Source organism: Brassicibacter thermophilus, assembly GCF_055378355.1.
This window is the reverse complement of the sequence record NZ_AP042446.1, coordinates 2,507,112-2,529,170: the sequence shown is the minus strand read 5'-3', so window position 1 is coordinate 2,529,170 and position 22,059 is coordinate 2,507,112. Positions and strand designations below refer to the sequence as shown.

20 protein-coding genes are annotated in these 22,059 nt (G+C 29.8%); 19 read left to right on the top strand and 1 reads right to left on the bottom strand.

The annotated features are described in order from the left end of the window. The 14 genes from ACZ41D_RS12095 to ACZ41D_RS12030 all read left to right on the top strand — a co-directional run bounded on the left by ACZ41D_RS12095 (position 1) and on the right by ACZ41D_RS12030 (position 16,772). Positions 1-1,152 (top strand): TIGR02678 family protein, encoded by a 1,152-nt coding sequence (locus ACZ41D_RS12095; protein ID WP_464151668.1) that lies wholly within the window; start codon positions 1-3, stop codon positions 1,150-1,152. Further along, a complete protein-coding gene (locus tag ACZ41D_RS12090) occupies positions 1,153-5,289 on the top strand; it encodes a TIGR02680 family protein (RefSeq protein ID WP_464151667.1) in 4,137 nt (1,378 codons plus the stop codon). After that, a complete protein-coding gene (locus ACZ41D_RS12085) occupies positions 5,255-6,553 on the top strand; it encodes a TIGR02679 family protein (protein WP_464151666.1) in 1,299 nt (432 codons plus the stop codon). The genes ACZ41D_RS12090 and ACZ41D_RS12085 overlap by 35 nt, the downstream gene beginning before the upstream one ends. A 47-nt stretch (positions 6,554-6,600) precedes the next feature. After that, positions 6,601-7,263, top strand: a complete 663-nt coding sequence (locus tag ACZ41D_RS12080) for an FMN-dependent NADH-azoreductase (RefSeq protein ID WP_464151665.1) — start codon at positions 6,601-6,603, stop codon at positions 7,261-7,263. A gap of 459 nt (positions 7,264-7,722) precedes the next feature. Then, positions 7,723-8,676: a sugar kinase gene (locus ACZ41D_RS12075; protein ID WP_464151664.1), complete on the top strand. Its 954-nt coding sequence runs from the start codon at positions 7,723-7,725 to the stop codon at positions 8,674-8,676. Between the two features lie 338 nt (positions 8,677-9,014). After that, positions 9,015-9,899, top strand: a complete 885-nt coding sequence (gene galU / locus ACZ41D_RS12070; RefSeq protein ID WP_464151663.1) for a UTP--glucose-1-phosphate uridylyltransferase GalU — start codon at positions 9,015-9,017, stop codon at positions 9,897-9,899. A gap of 15 nt (positions 9,900-9,914) precedes the next feature. After that, on the top strand, positions 9,915-10,361 hold the full coding sequence (locus tag ACZ41D_RS12065; RefSeq protein WP_464151662.1) for a VanZ family protein: 447 nt from the start codon (positions 9,915-9,917) through the stop codon (positions 10,359-10,361). Positions 10,362-10,640: 279 nt separating this feature from the next. Then, on the top strand, positions 10,641-11,315 hold the full coding sequence (locus tag ACZ41D_RS12060) for a TIGR04283 family arsenosugar biosynthesis glycosyltransferase (protein WP_464151661.1): 675 nt from the start codon (positions 10,641-10,643) through the stop codon (positions 11,313-11,315). After that, the gene (locus ACZ41D_RS12055) at positions 11,315-12,010 is read left to right on the top strand and encodes a TIGR04282 family arsenosugar biosynthesis glycosyltransferase (protein ID WP_464151660.1); all 696 of its coding nucleotides are present in this window, start codon (positions 11,315-11,317) and stop codon (positions 12,008-12,010) included. Before ACZ41D_RS12060 ends, ACZ41D_RS12055 begins: the two co-directional genes overlap by 1 nt. After that, on the top strand, positions 11,997-13,001 hold the full coding sequence (locus ACZ41D_RS12050) for a phosphotransferase (protein WP_464151659.1): 1,005 nt from the start codon (positions 11,997-11,999) through the stop codon (positions 12,999-13,001). The genes ACZ41D_RS12055 and ACZ41D_RS12050 overlap by 14 nt, the downstream gene beginning before the upstream one ends. 162 nt (positions 13,002-13,163) lie before the next feature. Further along, the gene (locus tag ACZ41D_RS12045; RefSeq protein ID WP_464151658.1) at positions 13,164-14,138 is read left to right on the top strand and encodes a sulfurtransferase; all 975 of its coding nucleotides are present in this window, start codon (positions 13,164-13,166) and stop codon (positions 14,136-14,138) included. Between the two features lie 68 nt (positions 14,139-14,206). Further along, a complete protein-coding gene (locus ACZ41D_RS12040; RefSeq protein WP_464151657.1) occupies positions 14,207-14,878 on the top strand; it encodes a TVP38/TMEM64 family protein in 672 nt (223 codons plus the stop codon). A 45-nt stretch (positions 14,879-14,923) separates the two neighbouring features. Then, positions 14,924-16,003, top strand: coding sequence for a (Fe-S)-binding protein (locus tag ACZ41D_RS12035; protein WP_464151656.1), 1,080 nt, complete (start codon positions 14,924-14,926; stop codon positions 16,001-16,003). A gap of 106 nt (positions 16,004-16,109) precedes the next feature. Further along, on the top strand, positions 16,110-16,772 hold the full coding sequence (locus ACZ41D_RS12030) for a TVP38/TMEM64 family protein (RefSeq protein ID WP_464151655.1): 663 nt from the start codon (positions 16,110-16,112) through the stop codon (positions 16,770-16,772). Between the two features lie 102 nt (positions 16,773-16,874). On the opposite strand, the gene ACZ41D_RS12025 is transcribed toward ACZ41D_RS12030, so the two are convergent. After that, positions 16,875-17,642 (bottom strand): IclR family transcriptional regulator, encoded by a 768-nt coding sequence (locus ACZ41D_RS12025; RefSeq protein ID WP_464151654.1) that lies wholly within the window; start codon positions 17,640-17,642, stop codon positions 16,875-16,877. Between the two features lie 338 nt (positions 17,643-17,980). Here ACZ41D_RS12025 and ACZ41D_RS12020 point away from each other — a divergent pair, with 338 nt between their 5' ends. From ACZ41D_RS12020 to ACZ41D_RS12000, 5 genes are read left to right on the top strand one after another with little or no spacing between them, the layout of a single operon-like run. After that, positions 17,981-19,006, top strand: a complete 1,026-nt coding sequence (locus ACZ41D_RS12020; RefSeq protein WP_464151653.1) for a zinc-dependent alcohol dehydrogenase — start codon at positions 17,981-17,983, stop codon at positions 19,004-19,006. 48 nt (positions 19,007-19,054) lie between these two features. Next, positions 19,055-19,813: an SDR family oxidoreductase gene (locus ACZ41D_RS12015; protein WP_464151652.1), complete on the top strand. Its 759-nt coding sequence runs from the start codon at positions 19,055-19,057 to the stop codon at positions 19,811-19,813. Between the two features lie 19 nt (positions 19,814-19,832). Further along, a complete protein-coding gene (locus tag ACZ41D_RS12010) occupies positions 19,833-20,792 on the top strand; it encodes a C-terminal binding protein (protein WP_464151651.1) in 960 nt (319 codons plus the stop codon). Next, positions 20,792-21,070 (top strand): TRAP transporter large permease subunit, encoded by a 279-nt coding sequence (locus ACZ41D_RS12005; RefSeq protein ID WP_464153144.1) that lies wholly within the window; start codon positions 20,792-20,794, stop codon positions 21,068-21,070. Before ACZ41D_RS12010 ends, ACZ41D_RS12005 begins: the two co-directional genes overlap by 1 nt. Positions 21,071-21,090: 20 nt before the next feature. Next, on the top strand, positions 21,091-22,050 hold the full coding sequence (locus ACZ41D_RS12000; RefSeq protein ID WP_464151649.1) for a bifunctional 4-hydroxy-2-oxoglutarate aldolase/2-dehydro-3-deoxy-phosphogluconate aldolase: 960 nt from the start codon (positions 21,091-21,093) through the stop codon (positions 22,048-22,050). The last annotated feature ends 9 nt before the right edge of the window (positions 22,051-22,059 follow it).

The following is a 22,059-nucleotide window of genomic DNA, read 5'->3' as shown; positions in this document are numbered from 1 at the left end:
GTGAAAGAACTTGATATTTTACTAGAAAGATATTGGATACTTAAAGAACAGGATAAAGAATTGTACTATCATATAAGAGATATTGTGTCAGAACTTCGTCCCTTTTTAACAGAAAAATTAGGTTATCAAATAATAGTTACTCCACAGCTTATTAAACTTGAAAAGCTTCCAGGAAAGTTAGAAAGTTGGATGGGAATAGAGACTTTTGACGATAAGATGGAATATTGCTTTTTATGTTTAATGCTGATGTTTTTAGAGGATAAAGGTAAGGAAGAACAGTTTCTATTATCTGAAGTTACTGAATTTATTGAGGGTAGTTTTCCGGGAGATGAAAAAGTAGATTGGACTTTATATAGACATAGAAGATATCTCATAAAGGTTTTAAGGTTTGTGATTAATATGGGAATGATTAAAGTAGATGATGGAGATGCTCAGGGATTTGCAAATACTAAAGATGTTGAGGTTTTATATGAAAATACTGGTATATCAAAGTATTTTATGAGAAATTTTATTGGTAATATTGTTGGTTATGATAATATTGAGGATTTAGAAAATGATGAATGGATAGATGCAGACAAAGATAGGGGAAGAATAAGAAGAAATAGGGTCTATAGAAGGATAATCATGTCTCCTGCTGTATATAATGAGGGAGTAGATGATGCTGATTATTTATACATTAAAAATTATAGAAATATGATACAAAATGACATAGAAAAGTATCTTCAGTCTGAATTGCACGTACATAAAAATGGTGCTTTCTTAGTATTAAATGATGATAAAAATTATAAAAATACTTTTCCTGAAAATAAGGCAATTAGTGATATAGTACTTCAAATAAATAAAACAATAGTTGATAAAATAAAAGAAGGCAATTTAGATAAAGCAGAAAACGATACTATAACAGTTTCAAAACAGTATTTTTACAAATTAGTAGAGGAAACAAGAGATAATTATGTTTTAGGATGGAGTAAAGAGTATAGAGAAATGAAAATTGACAAGCTTTACAATGAAGTAATGAAATATATGAAAGATTTCAATATGATTCAAATAGATGAAAGTTTTAATGAAATAAAGATTATGCCTTTAGTAGGTAAAATCGTAGGGAAATATCCAGATGATTTTGTAAAATCACAAAAAGAAGGTGAAGATTAAATGGACAATTACAGATGGGTTATGAATAGAGCAGGGTTGGTTAACTTTTGGTATTATGATGAAGAGGAATTTCATTTTTCAGATGGTAAGCTTTTGTTAAGAGGTTCAAATGGTTCTGGAAAATCTGTTACTATGCAGAGCTTTATACCGTTGTTATTAGATGGTAATAAAAGTCCTGAGAGATTAGATCCATTTGGTTCAAGAGCAAGAAAACTAGAAAACTATCTCCTTGGTGAAGAAGAAACTGGGAAAGATGAAAGCACTGGTTATATTTATTTAGAATTTAAAAAGGAAAAGAGCCAAAAATACCTTACTATAGGAATGGGACTAAATGCACGAAGAGGGAAAGCCTTAAGTTCATGGGGTTTTGTTATAACAGATGGAAGAAGAATAGGTAAAGATATATTGTTGTACAAAAACATGGGCGAAAAAATACCATTAAGTAAAAAAGAGTTTAAAAACAGAATTGCTGATGGTGGGGAAGTAAGTGAGAGCCAAAGGGAATATATGGCTTTGGTTAATAAATATTTGTTTGGGTTTGATGAAATAGAAGACTACGATGAACTTATAAAGCTTTTAATTCAGCTTAGGACACCTAAACTTTCGAAGGATTTTAAACCTACAGTAATATATGAGATAATGAACAACTCATTACAACCTCTTTCCGACGATGATTTAAGACCAATGTCAGAAGCCATAGAAAATATGGATAATATAAAGAGTAGACTTGAAGAATTAAAGATGAGTCATAAAGCAACAGAAAGGATAAAAAATTCTTATGACCAATACAACAGATATTTAATTTTTGAGAAAGCCAAAAATTTTATAAAATCACAAGATACATTAAAAAAATTGATAAAAGATAAAGAAGAGCTGCAGCATAAAAAAGACATATACAGCACAGAGCATAAAAATGAAGAAGAAAGAATAATTGATTTAGAAATACAACAGAAAACACTAGAAGAAAAGAAGAGAGAATTACAAAAACATGATAGTTATAGAATAAAGGAAGAGATATCAAGGATAGACAGTGATTTATCAGAACTAAGCAAAGAAAAAAAACAAAAAGAAGATACGCTTAATAAGAAAAAAGAAAAAGAGAGAGAACTCTATCAAGAGATAAAAGAACTTGAAAACAAAGAATCTTACCAGTTAAAAATTATAAATAATAAATTAGATGAGATGAATGAACTTGCTGATGATATTAAATTTGATGAACATTATTATATGAAAGATGAATTGATAAAGGATGCAAAGAAAGAATATGATTTTTCTTATGTAAATAATCAATTAAATTTATATAGAGATAAAATAATTAAGGCAAGAAAAGCTTTAAGTGAAGAAAAAATAAAAAACGATGAATATGATAAAGCTCTTTTAGAGCTTGAAAGAAGCAAAGAAGAAAGAGATAGGAGTAACAAAGGATTAGAAGAAACTAGGCTGTTATTTTCAGAAACAAAAGAAGAATTTATTGAAAAAATGTATAGTTGGGAGAAAGAAAATAAAGAGCTAAAGATTTCAAAAGATACAAAAATAGAAATAGCGAGAAAAGTAAATATGTACGGTATTAACATTACTTATGATGACATAATAAGTGATATTAGAAAAGAGTACAATGATATTGAAAGCTTTTACAATATGAAAATAAATAAATTGTTTACACAAAAAGGGGACTATCAAGAAAAACTTAAAGAAAAAGAAAAGTTGTTAATTGAGTGGAAGAACAAAAAAGATCCTGAACCTGTAAGGGAAGCAAAAGTAATTCTTAACAGGGAAAGGTTAGCCAAAGAAAATATACCATTTATACCTTTTTATATGGCTGTAGATTTTCAACAGGATTTAACTGAGGAGGAAAAGGGCAGATTAGAGGAAGCTTTGATAGATATGGGTATATTAGACGCCCTTATTATACCTGATAAATATAAAGGCAAGGTATTTGAGATGGACAAAGATATGGCAGATAAATACCTTTTTGCTTCTCCAAAGTATTTGATGCACGAATTATCTCTTAAATTAAAGGCTGAAAAGTCTAATGTAAAAGGAATAACTGAACAGGATGTTGAAAATGTATTAAAAAGTGTGTTAATAGATGAACAGAAAGAAGTGACGTATTTAAATGAAAAAGGAGAATTTGGGATAGGCCTTATTAGAGGTAAGGTTAGTAATACTTATATCCCTAAATTCATAGGTGCATCTGCAAGAAAGAGATTTAGAGATGAAATGATACAGCTAATATTGTCTGAAAAAGAAGAAATAGAAAAGATGATATTAAAAATTGAAACAGAAATGGATAATATTAATCAAAAACTTAATACTTTAAAGGAAGAATATTCGTTATTCCCTGGAAAAAAAGATTTAGAAACAGCTTACTCACAGTTAAGACAAGCAGAACTTTATTATGAAAATTGTTTAAAAGAAGTAGAAAAAAAAGAACAAATAGCAGAAAAAACATATGAAGTATTGCAGGAAATTCGTAAAAAGGTGTATTCTCTAACTCATAATTTAGAATTACCTGCAAATTTAGAAGCATTTGAAGAAGCTGAGGAAGATTCAAATAAATACAAAGAGATGCTTAGTGAGCTAGAAAAAGAGCATATGACATTATTGCAATATGTTAATAATAAGCAGGCTGCACTACTGCGAAAAGAAGATATAGATAATGATATAGACGAGTATAGTTATGATTTGACCAAAATAAGTAGAAAGATAAAACTGAGTGAAGAAAAAAAGAAAAACTTACTTAATCAGCTGCAAATTTCAGGTTTTGAAGAAATTCAAAAGGAAATTAATAAGTGTATCGAGTTATTAAATAAATTGCCTAAGGAAATCAAAGAAGCTTCAAGAAAAAGTGAAAGAGCAAAAGCAAGTTTTGACCAAATTTGTGAAAGATTAAAAACTCTAGACGAAGATATAGATTTTCAAATGAAGCTAAATGAAATATATAAAGAAGGATTTAAAGAAGAGTATATGTTGGAATATATTTTCAAGAAAGACGATGAAGAAGATTTGTATAAAAGTGCAAAGAGGATTTATAATGAACTAAAATATATGGAGAAACAAGATAAGAATAAAGATGATTATATAAAAAATTTACAAGATAAATATCACGACAATCGTCAATATATGACTGAATATAGTTTGAAAATCGAATATATATTTGTAAAATCAACAGAAAATCAAGATGAGCAATTATCTGAAGCCATCTTAAACCAGAAAAGACTTGAAATAATGGGTAGAGTTAGAGGAAAATATGTTAATTTTTATAATCTTATAGATTATATTGAAGAGGGAATTTTAGAAAATGAAAAGCTATTAAGGGATAGTGATAGACAGCTATTTGAGGATATACTTGCTAAGAATATCAGTAAAAAAATTAGGGCAAAGATTTATCATAGTGAGGAATGGGTTAAGAAAATGAATAACCTTATGGAGTCGATGAATACTTCAAGTGGTTTGTCTTTTAGTTTAAGCTGGAGGAATAAAAGTGCTGAATCTGAGGAACAATTGGATACCAAAGAGTTAGTACAATTATTAAGAAAAGACGGAAATCTTCTTACTGAGAATGAGATAAACAAGCTATCATCTCACTTTAGATCTAAGATATCTGAGGCCAGAAGGGAAGCAGAAGAAGGCAGTAAAACTTTAACTTTTCATTCCCTTATGAAAGAAGTATTAGATTACAGGAAGTGGTTTGAGTTTAGATTGTTCTTTAAAAAGACTAATGAAAATAGAAAAGAAATGACTAATAATGCATTTGATAAATTTAGTGGTGGGGAAAAAGCCATGGCTATGTATGTACCTCTTTTTTCTGCTGTATATGCAAAATATGAAGGTGCAAGGAAAGACTGCCCACGCATAATCTCTTTAGATGAGGCTTTTGCTGGGGTTGATGAAAACAATATCCGCGATATGTTTAGATTGTTAAGTGAACTTGAGCTTAACTTTATAGTAAATTCCCAAATATTGTGGGGAGATTATGATACAGTAAAATCTCTTTCTATTTGTGAGCTAGTAAGACCTAATAATGCTAATTTTGTAACAGTATTACGGTATAATTGGAATGGAAAAGTTAAAGAGTTGATAACGAATGAAGGTGAATATTATGAGCAAAAAGAAGTTGCTGCGACAATGCAGTGATTATTTTAAGAATAATCAAGGATTTAAAAGGGCTATGGTTGAGATAAGAAATAAGTATAAATCTCTAGGTAAAATTGGTGGTACTATAACTCTTAATAATTTGACTATAGATGAAAAGGAAGCCTTAACTGGCTTCCTTAAAAAAAATTATTATAAAGACTCTGTTCGTATTAAAGTTGAGAAATTTCAAGATGCATTAGAAGACACACCTTTTAGTGGAATTAATTTAGTTGATGTATTAAATGAATATTTTGGAGAAGAAATAATAACTAAGCGAGACGAAAAAATTATCTATGAAAAAGAAAAAGAAGAGTTTTTTATGGATATCATGAATAAAGCCAAGAATACTAAAGCATGTGAATGGATTCAATATGTGTTAGATAGTAAGAAAAACGCATATAACATTTTCATACAGAGATATGCTGTAGATAGAGAAAGTTTAAAACACGATTTACATTTAGTAATAGATGGCATAAATAACTTACCTTGCTTTAAAGGGAAAAAAGAGAGGTTGGCATTATTTTCATCGAGAATAAGCAAAAATCCTCATACATTTGATGAAGGTACTGAATGTGGAAAACTATTAATATATGCTATAACTTATCTTTTATCAACAGAATATCCTAAAAATGCAGAGGAAAGGGCAGAAGTATTTTATAAAGTAGGAATTATCAAAGATGAAATATCTAATTTTACTATATGTAGTGGGTTAATAGCATATGTAGGCAAAAATATTCATAAAGGGTGGGAAGGGTTTTATAGATCAAATGAACCTATTCTTATATCTTTATGGAATTTAAGTGAGATTGAAAAGGTTATAAGTCCTAATGGTAAAATTTTTGTATTTGAAAATCCTACAGTTTTTAGTGAAGTATTGTACAGAACATCAGGTAAAAAAGTATCATTAATGTGTACTTATGGTCAGGTAAAGCTAGCATCGCTAATTCTTCTTGATATGTTATTAAAGCAAGATACGCAGATATATTATGCAGGTGATTTTGATCCGGAAGGATTAATTATAGCTGATAAATTGAAGGCTAGATATGGAGAAAAATTGACACTATGGAAATATAATATAGAGGATTATGAGAGTTCTATTTCAGAAGAAATAATTAATCAGAAAAGGCTTAAATGGATAGAAAATCTTAAAGATGAAACATTAATAAATATAGCAAGATATATAAAAGAAACTAAGAAAGCAGGTTATCAAGAGCTTTTAATAGATCAATATGTTGATGAGATACAAAAATATGTGTTTGTATAAAAAACTACCTCCAGTAAATAATAATTATATAAACTGGAGGTGGTTATTTGAAAAAGTTATTATATATTCCTGTAAATTCAAAGCCAGAAGAATTGTCCACTAGTAAAACTGTGGGACGAGAGTTTGTTAATCGGTTTCTGAATAAAAATCCAGATTATCAGCTTATAGAATTAGACCTGTACAATGAATATATACCAGAATTAAATTATAAATATTTTAAATGTAGAGCAGAAACTGTCTCTGGAGCTGATTATGAAGCGTTATCACAGGAAGATAAGAAAGCTGTAGATAGGATTAATCAATTATGTGACCAATTTTTGAGTGCAGATACTTATGTTATTGCTGCACCTATGTGGAGTTTATCATTTCCTTCAAGGCTTAAGAGATATTTAGATTGTATTATACAAAACAATAAAGTGATAAGAGTATCCCCTAAAAAGGTTGAAGGACTTTTAGACGACAAAGAAAGAAATATGGTATATATACAATCCGCTGGTGGAGATTATCCTATGATTTTTTCAAAAAAGATTAACCACGGAGTAAGTTATTGCGAAGATATATTTAAATTTCTTGGTGTTAAAAGATTTGAAAAACTCTTAGTTGAAGGAGTAGATACACCTAAAATTGGCAGAGAAGCTGCTATAAAAAAAGCATATAAAGAAATGGACAGTATAATAGACAAGATTTCTAAGACTCCATTGATGGTATAGAAAGAGTAAGATAAAATAAATGCCTATATTAATATAGGCATTTATTTTTATTTAGGAAAATTTAATTTGCAAAATTTTATCAGAGTTAAAAAAGGCAATTGACAACTATGCTTAATTATTATATGCTAAAGCCATAGGAAATCACGAACGATATTCATATATATGAACGAAAATAAAAATATGCAAATCAATAGGTTAATATCAAGAACTGTAGATATATTAGAACTTATAATAATTTTGATGAATTATTAAGGAATTTAAAAGATATTAGAAAAGGGGATATGCTATCTACGCATATGAACATAGTTTACATATTCGAGTACAATATTAAAAAGGAAGGGAGGTTTGGCAATATGAAACACATTTGGTGTTTATATTAAAGAAATTGAACCAGTCAGAATTTTTAGAGGAAACATTAATGAATACGAAGAGAGAAATTTTTTAAATAGGAGGAATAGTATGTTTGATGTAATTACTATAGGCGAACCTATGGTGGTTTTTATTGCAGATGAAGTAGGGGAACTTAAGGAAGTGACCAAATTTTCGAAAGGATTAGCAGGTGCTGAGCTTAATTTTTCTATTGGGTTATCTCGTTTGGGACATACTGTTTCATACGTTACACAGCTAGGAAAAGACCCGTTTGGAGAGTATATTTATGATTGTATTAAAAATGAAGGCAACATAAATATGGATTACATTAAGATGACATCTAAATATACTACGGGATTTTATATGAAATCTAAAGTGCGCAATGGAGATCCAAGTATATTTTATTATCGTAAAAACTCTGCTGCAGCAAATACAAATATGGAATTGGTTAAAAGTATAGATTTAAATGTACATAAACATTTGCATGTAACTGGTATTACACCGTCATTGTCAACTACTATGCGTGAAAACGTTATGCTGTTAATAAGGAATGCAAAAGAAAAAGGATTGTCTATATCTTTTGACCCTAACCTTAGACCTCAACTTTGGACAAGCAAAGAAGACATGGTAGAAACTATAAATTTCATTGCATCCTTTGCAGATTATATTACACCAAATATTGAAGAAGGAGAAATATTAACTGGTAAAACAGACCCAGAAGAAATAGCAGATTTTTACTTACAAAAAGGAGTTAAAAATGTGATAGTAAAGCTAGGCCCAAGAGGTTCTTACGTGAAGAATAATAGCATAAATACTATTGTTAAAGGTTTTGTTGTAGATAAAGTAGTTGATACAGTGGGAGCTGGGGATGCATTTGCAGCAGGAGTTATTAGTGGGGTATTAGAAGGAAAATCCATTGTAGATTCAGCTACTATTGGCAATGCTATGGGAGCAATAGCTGTTATGAATAAAGGTGACAATGAAGGTTTACCTACTTTATCTGAGTTGAAAAAGTTTATGTTGTCACAAGGGAGAAGTTATTAAGAAATTATAATTAGTATTAGGATAATTTTGTAAGATGAACAACTGAAACATTGGAATCATAATGTCTTGAAAAATATACTTTCATTGCAACTTATTCAAGTGCTATCATAATATATATTACACTAAATAGTACTTGGATAATGGAGCATAGAAAGTATATTTTTTTATTAAAACTTAAATATTTGAGCTTTGTTTGTCATAATTGCTTTTTAATGGTTAATATAGTAAAATAAAAATATTAGAGTTTTTTAGATAGCTGGGGAAATTGTCTATTAAATAGTACATATTGTAGTAATAATGCAATTTTCTCTACTTAATAAACTAAAGGGGGAACTTCTATGAATGTGCGTAAAGCTATTATACCTGCAGCAGGATTAGGAACGAGGTTTTTGCCTGCTACAAAAGCTCAACCTAAAGAAATGCTACCTATAGTAGATAAACCTACGCTTCAATATATAATTGAAGAGGCTGTAAATTCAGGTATAGAAGATATATTGATTATAACTGGGAGAAATAAGACTTCTATTGAAAATCATTTTGATAGATCTGTAGAATTAGAGCTTATTTTAGAAAAAAAGGGTAAAACTGATTTGCTTGAAGAAGTGAGAAAGATTTCAGACATGGTAAATATTCATTATATAAGACAGAAAGAGCCTAAGGGGCTAGGGCATGCTATTTATTGTGCTAAAACTTTTATAGGCGATGAACCTTTTGCAGTATTGTTGGGTGATGATATAGTTTACGCAGAAAAGCCTTGCCTTAAACAGATGATAGAAGTTTATAATAAATATAAGACAACTATATTGGGAGTACAAGAAGTTCCTAGTGATGATGTAAATAAATATGGTATTGTTGATGGAATGTATATAGAAGATAGGATATATAAGGTAAAGGGAATGGTAGAAAAACCAAATGTAGAAGAAGCACCATCAAATATTGCTATATTAGGAAGATATATCATTAATCCAACTATATTTGAAATATTAGAACATACTAAGCCTGGAAAAGGTGGAGAGATACAGCTAACAGATGCTTTAAAGGAGCTTGCAGAAAAAGAAGATATGTATGCGTATAATTTTGAAGGAAGAAGATATGATGTAGGTAATAAACAAGGATTTTTAGAAGCAACAGTTGAGTATGCCCTTAGAAGAGAAGATTTAAGAGAAGACTTTTTAAATTATTTATTAAAAATCACAGAAAAAGAAATAGAAGCAAAAGTATAAAGAAAGTAGGATTTTATGAAAAAGTTATTTTGGTTTATGATGATATTATGGATGGGAGTAATATTTTATTTTTCTCATCAACCTGGTAATATTTCTTCTATGCAATCTGGAAGAGTATTGGAGAAGATGGATTTAGTTACTATGGAACAGGTAGAAAACCATGATAGTGATATACGAGATTTACAATTTATGATAAGAAAGTTTGCTCATTTTACAATATATTTTATATTAGGGATATTTATTATTTTGGCTTTTAAATCAAGTAATTTTAATAAATATACTGTTAAATCATTTATCGTAGGAATTATATATGCTGTTTCTGATGAAGTACATCAGCATTTTATCCCTGGCAGGGACATGAAGGTGTTAGATATTTGTATAGACTCTATTGGAATATTAGTTGGTATATGTTTTATTATTTTTATTTTAAAAAGAAAGAGAATTTGCTTAAAGAGGGATTAAAAGAGTGTATTGTATCTTTTAATCCCTCTTTTATGTTTATTATTGTATTTATCTATATTTATGAGCAAAACTATAAATAAATACAATAATGTCTTAAATCCTCTAAAATATCAACTTAAGGTATATAAATATATCTTTAATATAATAGATTTTAATATTTTTAAACCTTAAAATCGATATAATATAGTACAATTTATGTATACTTGTATTTTCCCTTACTTGAGTTATTATGTAATTTTCTCATATAATGTTTTCACTTAAAAAGAAAGAAGTGATACAGTGATTTCAATAATAGTACCTGTATTGAATGAAGAAAGAAGTATTGAAAAGATACTTTCTCAACTAAACAATCTTGATGGAGAAAAAGAGATAATCGTAGTTGATGGTGGTAGTAGTGATAATACTGTAGAGATAGCTTCAAAATATAGTATTGTAGTACAAAGTAAAAAGGGAAGAGCAAAACAGATGAATAAAGGGGCTGAAGTGGCTAAAGGAGATATACTGTGGTTTGTTCATTCTGATTCAATAATATGTGAAGATTCATTGTTATGCATAGAAAATACTATTAAAAAAGGCTATATTGGTGGGGGATTTTCCCTATATTTTTATGATTACAATACTAGATTTATGAGATTTGTTTCAAAAACTTCTAATATGCGGGCAAGATATCTTGGGTTATATTTTGGAGACCAAGGAATATTTGTAAGAAAAGATATTTTTGATAAAATTGGTAGATATAAAGAGATTGAATTAATGGAGGATTGGGAGCTTTCTGAGAGACTTCGTAAAATTGGGAAGATGAAATTACTTGATATTAAAATAGGTACTTCAGCAAGAAAGTTTAAAACTGAAGGACAGTTTAAGACATTGTTACTTATGCATAAAATAAAAGCCCTTTATGTATTAGGAGTATCACCTTCAAAGCTAAATAGAATGTACAGGGAGGTAAGGTAATGAAAGCACTTATACTTATGACTAGAATACCTATACCTAATAGGACAAAAACTAGGTTAATGGATATTTTTTCAGGGAAAGAATGTGCAGAAATTCACGAATGTTTTCTTTTGGACTTATTTAATATGTTTAATTATATTAAAGACTATGTAGATGTTTTTTTAACATATACTCCAGAAGATAGCCTAAAAATAATAGATGATATTATACCTGAATATATTAGATGTTTTCCGCAACTAGGGGATGACCTTGGTGAGAGAATGAGAAATTCTATAGATAAGGTTTTAAAGATGGGGTACAAAGAAGTAATATTGATAGGCTCAGATGTACCTGATATACAGCCAAATGAAATAGAGAAGGCATTTTATGAGCTTAAAAATAATGATGTGTGCTTAGGTCCTACATTTGATGGCGGATACTATCTTATTGGTATGAAAAAATTACATAGAGAGTTATTCGACGGAAAGTTAAAGTGGGGTAAAAAATCTGTTTTTGAAGGAACTATAGATATAGCAAATAGTATAGGATTACAAGTTGGATTAGCAGTTAAGCATATGGATATTGATACCAAAGAAGATCTTTTTGAGTTTATAAAAAATGTACAAAAAGAAAAATTTTCATATAAGATTATACCTAAAAATACTATAAAATATTTAGGCAGATTATGGGGTGAGGCACTATATGCTGAGAGATAAACTCATAAATCAGATAAGTAAGTATATTGAAAGTGGTAAATTGAAAGGCATAATTTCCAAAGACAGCTATAAGATAAGTTTTCTAGCTCAAGGAGAATATAATATTAATTTTTTAGCAGAAACTGAAGAGGAAAAATATGTATTCAGGGTGAATACAGGAAGTCAGTTGCACTTAGACAATCAAATTAAATATGAATATGATGCCCTTAAGGCATTAGAAATAAGCAAAGTTACTCCTAAAGTTTTTTATGTAGATGATACTAAAAAATATTTTGATTATGGTATTTTAGTAATGGAATTTCTAGAAGGAAGACCTTTAGAATATGATAAGGATTTGAATAGGGCAGCAAATATCTTTGCTTGTATTCACTCAATAGATTTATCAAAAATTGATACTAGTTCATTCATAATCGAAGACAATATTTTTAACGATAGAATTAAAGAAGGGAAAAGACTTTTAAAGGATTTTTTTGTTTCTCCAATTATACAAAAAGAACTTAAATCTTTTTTTTATGACTTTTTAAATTGGGCTGAAAAGAATAAATATAAGGAAAAATATTTTTTAGATAATAAATGTCATGTTATAAACAACACAGAAGTTAATTCTCGAAACTTTATAATAGCTGAAGAAGAAAGCTACTTGATAGATTGGGAAAAACCTGTCATAAGTGACCCATGTCAAGACTTAACCCATTTTTTGTCTCCTACAACTACTTTGTGGAAAACTGATTATATTTTGAGTAAAGAAGAAAAGGATAGGTTTCTTAACGCTTATATCAAAGGAATTGGCGGGAAGGAAAATGATATAAAAGAAAGAGTCCGTTTATATACCCCATACTTATATTTAAGGGCTTTGTCGTGGTGTGCATATGCGTATTTAGAGTATCATAAACCTGATAAAGAAATAAAAAACAAAGATACATTTATAAAAATAAAACAGTATCTTGATATAGACTTTATGAGTAGTTTGTTAAATGAGGAGATTGCATAATTATTTTAGCATAAGAGTTTATTTTATTATGCAATTTCTTCAAATGATTATTAATATTTTTGATAGTGAGTAATACTATCATAGATAAATGCAATTATATTTATCTTAATTATTATGTTAAAATAACTCTGGTATATCGGGAAAGTTGAAGAAATTGTGTAATTGTACAAAAATAAGAGAAAACTTAAAGGAGATGATAATATGAAACGTTCTGTAATGATTTTTATTTTAACAATTGTATTAGTATTAAGTATTAGTGGATGTACAAATAATGAGGGCAATAAAGATACAGGAGTATCTACATATGAAGGATTTGCTGATACTAGTTATATAGTTAATGCTGATTGGTTAAATGATAATTTAGGAAAAGATGGTTTACTTATATTAGATGCTAGAGGAGAAAAAGCATACTCTAAAGGGCATGTACCAGGAGCTATAGCTATTACTTGGCAAGACTTTGCAGATATGTCAGGTGCACCAGGAGAAAATCCTAACTGGGGAACTGTACTTGAACCAACAGCATTATCAGAGAAATTATCGAACTTTGGAATAAGCAAGGATAAAGAAATTGTAGTATATACTACTACAGATGGTGGATGGGGCGAAGATGGAAGAATAGTATGGATGCTTAAAAGAGCAGGATTTGATAATGTAAAGATGTTAGATGGTGGATTTGAATATTGGAAATCAAGAGATTATGAAGTATCAAAGGAGTCTGTCAATATTACTCCAGAAAATGTTGAAATTACAGAATTAGATGAATCAACTAATATTGATACTTCAGATTTAGCAAATAAATTAGGTGAGGTAGTTATAATAGATACAAGAGAAGAAGACGAATATAATGGTGCTCAAAAATATGGTGAAGCAAGGGGTGGACATTTACCTGGAGCAATAAATATACCATTTACTAAATTTTTAAATGAAAATGGCACTTTGAAATCTGCACAAGAAATAAAAGCAATTCTTGATGAAAATGGAATTAGTAAAGATGATGAAATAGTAACGTACTGTACTGCTGGTATTCGATCTGCTCATATGCAAGTAGTATTAAGTATGATGGGATATGACAATGCTAAGAATTATGACGCAAGTTTTTATGCTTGGGCAGGAAATAAAGATTTAGACTTAGAATAAGGTCAAAATACTTTTCTAGAAAGGCTGTTGATAATTTGAAGACTTTAAGAAATGTTAAGAGGTCAACATTGATTAAAATCGGGGTAATTGTTGCTTTGATTTGTATTTATTTATTTGTTACTCCTGTAAAGGTAACTATAAATAAAGTTATATTTATTTTCAGTATGCTAGATGTAGAAGTAATAAAAGAATATATACTTTCTTTTGGCATATGGGCACCGGTTATATCGTTTTTTCTTATGATATTCCAATCATTGGCTGCACCTTTGCCTGCATTTTTGATAACATTTGCAAATGCAGCGTTGTTTGGATGGGTTAAGGGAGCTATTCTTTCTTGGTCATCTGCAATGGCTGGTGCAGTATTATGTTTTTATATAGCTAGAATATATGGGAGAAATACTGTCGAAAAGTTAACAAACAAGTTTGCATTAAAAGAAGTTGATAACTTTTTTGAAAGATATGGTAATTATGCTATTTTAATAGCCAGGTTACTTCCTTTTATGTCCTTTGATATAGTAAGCTATGCTGCTGGACTTACTCCTATGGGATTATGGTCCTTTTTCTGGGCTACAGGGCTTGGACAGCTTCCAGCAACTATTGTCTATTCGTATGTTGGAGGTATGCTAACTGGTGGTGCAAAGACTTTTGTAACTGGGTTACTTATATTATTCTCAGTAAGCATTCTAGTATTTTTATTAAAGAAAGTTTGGAATGAAAAAAATAAGAAGAATGTGGAATAAAGTTTCACAAAAGGGTGTTTTAGTTTGAAAATAAGTGAAAAAACCATGAAAAAAATAGTAGAAGAACAAAAATGTGTTGGATGTAATGCTTGCATGAAGGGCTGTCCTATGCTTGATAAATTTTGTGATTCTCCAAAGGATTTATTAAAAGAGCTATTGGACACGAAAACATTTGACTATAAATTACCTTATTCATGTATGCTCTGTGGTTATTGCACTAAGGTGTGCCCTAAAGGAGTAGATTTAAAGCAGCTATTTTTAGAATTGAGAAAAGATGTAGTTAACCAGAATAAAGGTAAACTGCCTAAAGAACTAGGAGTATCTTCTGTAGAATTGCATCAAAAACTTAGTTTTTCTAACTTTTTTACATCTGACATACAAAATCTTAAATCTGATACTATATTTTTTCCCGGATGTGCACTTATGTCATATAGCCCGGAAATCGTTAGAAATACTTATGATTATCTTAAAGAAAAGATATATGGCATTGGAATATACAATAAGTGTTGTGGTAATCCTACTAGAAGTTTAGGAAAAGAAGATAAGTTTAAAGAGTATTTTTCATTAATAGAAGAAGAATTCAAAAATAAAAAAGTTAAAAGAGTAATTACTGGATGTCAAAATTGTTTTATGACAATATCCAATAATACCAATATTGTAGAAGTAGTATCTTTATGGGAGATTTTAGCATCTGTTGGTATTCCAGAAGATAAAATAGGCATTGGAAAAAATATAGACCATGTATTTACAATTCACGATCCTTGTCCAACTAGAGATATAGATGTAATTCACGAATCTGTCAGAAGTATTATATCTCAACTTGGGCTTAACACAAAAGAAATGAAGTACAATCGGGGTCAAACACTTTGTTGTGGTTCTGGAGGAATGGTTTCTGTTACTCAAAAAGATGTTGCTAATTCACATACAAGAAGAAGAGCCAATGAAGCGTCAACAAATTATATAATAACATATTGTCGAGAATGTGTGGAATCTATGAAAAGTGGAGGGAAGGAGTCATTTCATATTCTTGATTTCTTATTTAGTGAAGATTATAATCACATAGATAGGAAACATAAAGGTTTGATAACAAAGTGGGTAAATAGATATAAATTAAAAAAATTATAGATTTGTATTATTGAGGAAATTGCATAATTATCACAGTGTAAAAATTTTACAATCTATAAAATATTTTATTATGCAATTTTTCTTTTTAAATATAAGGATGTGAACCATGAAAAAAAACGATAGCTTTATTAAATCATTAATAATAATTGGATTAATAATTATTTTTGCGCTATTGATTAATAAATTCAATATTTTTAAAGGGTATGGTCCAAATGAAATCAAGGCTTTTATTAATAGTAAGGGAGCTATGGCACCAATCATATATGTTGTAATATTGTCTTTATTACCACTATTATTATTTCCAGACTCAGTTTTAGTTATTGCAGGAGGAATGTTATTTGGGCTTTGGGAAGGTGTTGTTCTAACATCTATAGGTTCATTATTAGGAGGTATTATCGCATTTCTTATTTCAAGGGTATTAGGAAAAGCAGTTGTTAAAAAAATAATAAAAAGGGACATAGTTATATTTGACGGCAGTAGTAAGAAAAGTGCATTTTTTATAATTTTGATGATGAGATTGATACCTTTATTTCCTTTTAAAGTAGTAAGTTATAGTGCAGGACTTACAGATATGAAATTAAGAGATTATGCTCTAGCAACTTTTATAGGTTCACTTCCTGGTATAATTGTGTATACAAATCTTGGTGATAAAACTACTATGTTTGGAAGCAAAGATTTTTATATTTCTGTTTCGTTATTAATTGTTTTATTTATAGTTTCTTTTATACTAAAAAAATATTTCAATAAAAATAAAGGCATAAATAGTTAAATTGAGAAGCATACGAGTATTTTGTAAAAATAATAAGGTTATTATTTTGAAGCTTTTTTATTGAGTTTCAAGATAATAACCTTTTAATTTGTAGAATATATTTTATATATGCTTTTTTTTAATCAGCATTTCAATTTTAGTACGTGCTTCATTAAGAAGATTTATTATTAATTTTTCTTTTTCTTTATTATATCTGAAAGTTGGAATGGCAACACTCAATGCAGCAATATTTTCATCGTTGTTATTTATTGGTACAGCTATACATCGAATCATAAGGGCATTTTCTTCAGATTCCATTGCAATTCCAGTTTTACGAATTTCATAAAGTTGTTCCATTAAAACATCTATATCAGTTATTGTATTTTTAGTAACAGGAGTAAGTCCTTCAGGATATAGTTTAAGTATTTCTTCTTTTGTTTTATATGCCAGCATTGCTTTGCCCATTGCAGTAGAATAAGCAGGTAGTCTTCTGCCTGGAGCAGAAAACATTCGTACAGGTTCAGGTGAATCTACTTTCATCAAACAAAAAGCATCTCCACCTTTAAGCTCTGCAAAATTACAAGACTCAGAGCACTGTTTTACAATATTACGCATAATATTGAGAATATCGTCATGAATTCCAGATTGATTAGCATATTTCATACCAATTTCGAATGCTTTAAAACCAAGACTATATTTTAAACTATTGTTATCATAGCTTAAATATTCCCGGGCAGCAAGAGTATGTACTAATGGGAATATACTGCTTTTTGGAGCGTTTAATGCTTTAGAAATTTCACCTAGAGTAAAACTACCAGCATCGTCTCTAGCCATAAGTTCTAATATATCTAGTATACGTTCAGTAGTACGATGAGTTTTTTGCTCTTTCATAAAAATACTCCTTTCATTTATATAATTTTATTATTTCTATTACTGCATTAAATACGATGATATTATAGACCAGTGAAAATATTTATGCAACATTCTATATAGAAATATTTGCTAATATCAAAATTAATTATAACATCTTTTGATCCTTTTTATAATATTTTAAGAAATTTTCGCCTTATAGTAATTATGTAATTTTTAAATTTAAATAAATTGCATATAAAATATCCTTTTAAATTGTATAAATATATTGACAATTGTATAACAGTATAGTAAAATATAATCGTAATTAAGTACGGCGTTCATAAATAAGAACGAATAGATTTTAGGGAGGTAGTATTATGAAAGCATTAGTTTATGCTGCTCCAAATAAAGTAGAAGTCCGGGAAGTAGCTGACCCAAAACCACGACAAGGATATGCTAAAATTAAAATTAAATATTGTGGTGTTTGTGGTGGGGATAAAGGTATAGTAGCAGGTACTCATCCTAGAGCAAAAGCTCCTTTAATTGTAGGACACGAGTTCGTAGGTATAGTTGAAGAAATTTCCAATGGCAATAAAGAAATAAAAGTTGGAGATAGAGTAGTACCTTATCCATTAATATCATGTGGACATTGTTTTTCTTGTAGAACTGGAAATCCACATATTTGTCAGACATTAAAACTTCTTGGGATTGATGTAGATGGTGGCATGGCAGAATATGCTTATGTTGATGAAAACGTTCTTTTTAAGGTTGATGATAGCGTTTCCGATAAGGCTGCAGCATTAATTGAACCATTAGCTGTAATTGTAAGAGCAATACATCAGTCTGAATTTAAGCTACTTGATTCTACAGTAGTTATGGGGGCTGGCCCTATTGGAATATTAACTGCTATGGTATTAAAACATGCAGGTGCTTCAAAAATAGTAATTTCAGATATAGACCAATTTCGTCTAGATTTGTGCAAGGACTTAGGATTTAGGACAGTTAATATTAAAGAGGAAAATCTAAAAGAAGTAGTAGAAAAAATGACTAATGGAGATGGAGCAGATATTGTATTTGAATGTAGTGGAACTGAACCAGCAACTTTTGAAAGCACTGAATTGGCAAGAGTAGGAGGAACTATATGTATGACTGGAATTCACAAGGCTCCTCATAAGTTTAATTTTCCACAATTTAGTTTTAAAGAACAGAAAATAGTTGCAACAAGAGTTTATACAAAACGTGAATTTGAACAAGCTGTAGATTTGGCAAAAGAAATGGGTGATAGTCTTGAAAAACTTGTAAGTCATGTAGTTCCTTTAAAAGAAGGATATAAAGCTTTTGATTATATTAATGATCCAAAGGTTAACACTATAAAAGTGTTGCTTGATTGTACTGAAGTATAGTTAATAGACATAAAAAAATAGGAATCGATAAGGGGGAAAGTTACTGATATGGACCTTTTCAATGTTAAAGGTAAGAAAGCAATTGTAACAGGAGGATCTCGTGGGCTAGGCAGAGGCATGGCAGAAGCACTTTTAGAAGCAGGTGCAGAAGTAGTATTATTTGCAACTACTCCCAAAATTAAAGAAATAGCAAAGGAGTATGTGGATAAAGGCTTAAGTTGTCATGGTATTTCAGTTGACTTAGGAAAAAAAGAAGATAGAGAAAATGCATTTAATGAAGCATTAGAACTTTTAGGAGGACGTCTTGATATTTTAGTTAATGCAGCTGGTGTTCAGAGAAGACATAAAAGTGAAGAGTTCCCTATGGAAGATTGGGAGACAGTTATCAATGTTAATCTTACAGCAGTATTTGCTTTATGCCAATTAGCTGCTAGAGTGATGATAAATCAAAAAAGTGGTAAAATCATAAACATTGCGTCTATGCTTAGCTTTTTTGGTGGATATACTGTACCAGCATATGCAGCTAGTAAAGGAGGAGTTGCCCAACTTACTAAAGCTTTTGCTAATGAATGGGCAAGTTATGGAATTAATGTAAATGCAATAGCTCCTGGATATATGGCTACAGATATGAATACAGCTTTAATTAATGATAAAGTAAGAAATGAAGAAATACTTAATAGAATTCCAGCAAAAAGATGGGGTAAACCAGAAGATATGGCAGGAGTAGTATTGTTTTTAGCATCATCTGCATCTGATTATTTAAATGGTGCAATAATACCAGTTGATGGTGGATACTTAAGTAGATAGAAAATTAGGAGGAAAGAAAATGAAAGTCATTATAACTGATTGTGATCACGAAAATATAGATATAGAAACCAAAATATTAAATGAAGCTAATTTGCCATTTGAATTACTTCAATGCAAAACTGAACAAGATTTGATAGACAATTGTAAAGGAGCTAATATTCTCATTAATCAATATGCACCAATTACGGAAAAGGTCATGAAAGAACTTTTACCTGAATTAAAGCAAGTTGTTCGTTATGGTGTTGGAATAGATAATGTTGATGTAGATGCAGCAACTAAATTAGGAGTAACAGTTTGTAATGTTCCTGATTATGGTGTAAATGAAGTGGCTGATCATGCATTAGCTTTAATGCTTGCAATACAAAGGAAAATTGTATTGATGCACAATTATACAAAAAATGAAAAATGGGACTATGTTAGAGCTATACCAATTCATAGACTTAAGACATTAACAGTAGGTATAATAGGCATTGGCCGTATAGGAAAAGCCTTTGCTAAACGAGTAAAAGCACTTGGATGTAAAGTAATAGCATGTGATATTAATTTTGAGAAAAAAATTGATGAATCTACAAGATTTATCGAAGGCGTTACCATGGAAGAACTGTTAGAAAAGTCAGATATTATATCAATACATTGTCCTTTAGACGGTAATGTAGGGCTTATAAATGATGAGTCATTTGATCGTATGAAGAAAACTGCTTATATTATCAATACAGCACGAGGTGGAATTATAGATGAAGATGCTTTAGATAGAGCCTTATCTCAAGGGAAGATAGCTGGTGCAGCTTTAGATGTAGCTGAAAATGAACCTATGTTACCAGGATCAAAACTTTTACGTCATGAAAATCTAATATGTACTCCTCATATGGCTTGGTATTCAGAGGAAGCAGCATTAGAACTAAAGCGAAAAGTTGCAGAGGAAGCAGTTAGATTTTCAAAAGGGGAGCAGGTTTTCTATCCTGTAAATAAAATTAATTAATTATTATTTTTACACCTATTTTCTTACCGGTAGCTTTAGCATTAAATGTAAATGCTATTCACTTTGGCGTTATGATGGTTCTTAATACTGCAATAGGAACTATAACTCCACCTGTAGGACCAATATTATTTACCGGTTGTAAAGTAGCAAATCTTCGTATTGAAGATATAGTAAGGTATTTGTTGCCGTACTTTATTGCATTGGTTGTATTGTTGTTATTTGTTACATTTGTTCCATCATTAACATTGACATTACCAGGGTTAGCTGGGTATTTATAAAATAGAGAGAAGGTGTTTTTATGAATGAAATAATTAAGAAAATATCAGATTATGGGATATTACCTGTTATCAAGATTAATGATGCAGAAAAAGCTGTACCATTGGCAAAAGCTTTAATTGACGGTGGACTTCCATTGGCTGAAATTACATTTCGTACAGATGAAGCTGAAGAATCTATAAAAAATATAATTAGAGAATTCCCCGAAATGCTAGTTGGTGCAGGGACAGTATTGACTATCGATCAATTAAATAGAGCTATAGAAGCAGGTGCAAAGTTTATAGTTAGTCCAGGATTTAATCCTAAAATTGTAAGTTACTGTATTGACAAAGGAATTACCGTAATACCAGGTGTTTCAAATCCTAGTGATATGGAATTAGCCATGGAAATGGGCTTAGAGGTTGTTAAATTTTTCCCTGCAGAATTGAGTGGAGGAGTAGATTACCTTAAATCTGTTGGAGACCCTTATAGAAAACTAAAATTCATACCAACTGGTGGTATTAATACTAAGAACTTAAACGATTATTTATCACAAAAGAATGTTATAGCTTGTGGTGGTACATGGATAGTTAAGGAAAATTTAATATCGGAAGAAAAATATGAGACTATCACTAACTTAACTAAAGAAGCAATTAAGACTATGCTAGGATTTAAGATTGGACATGTAGGAATTAATGCTGAAAATGATAAAGAAGCTCAAAAAATAGCACAGGCTTTTGTATCACTATTTGATTTTGAATATCGTCCTGGCAGTTCTTCAATATTTACAGGAGAAGAAGTTGAGGTAATGAAATCTCCTTATCTCGGCAAGAATGGACATATTGCAATTAAAACTAATTCAGTTGAAAGAGCGATGGCTTACTTAAAAGCTAAAGGAGTAAAATTTAATGAAAGTACACGAAATGTTGATGAAACAGGTAAAATCAATGCTATATACTTAGAAGGAGAAATAGGAGGTTTTGCAGTTCATCTAAAAAAATAGGTTAATAAT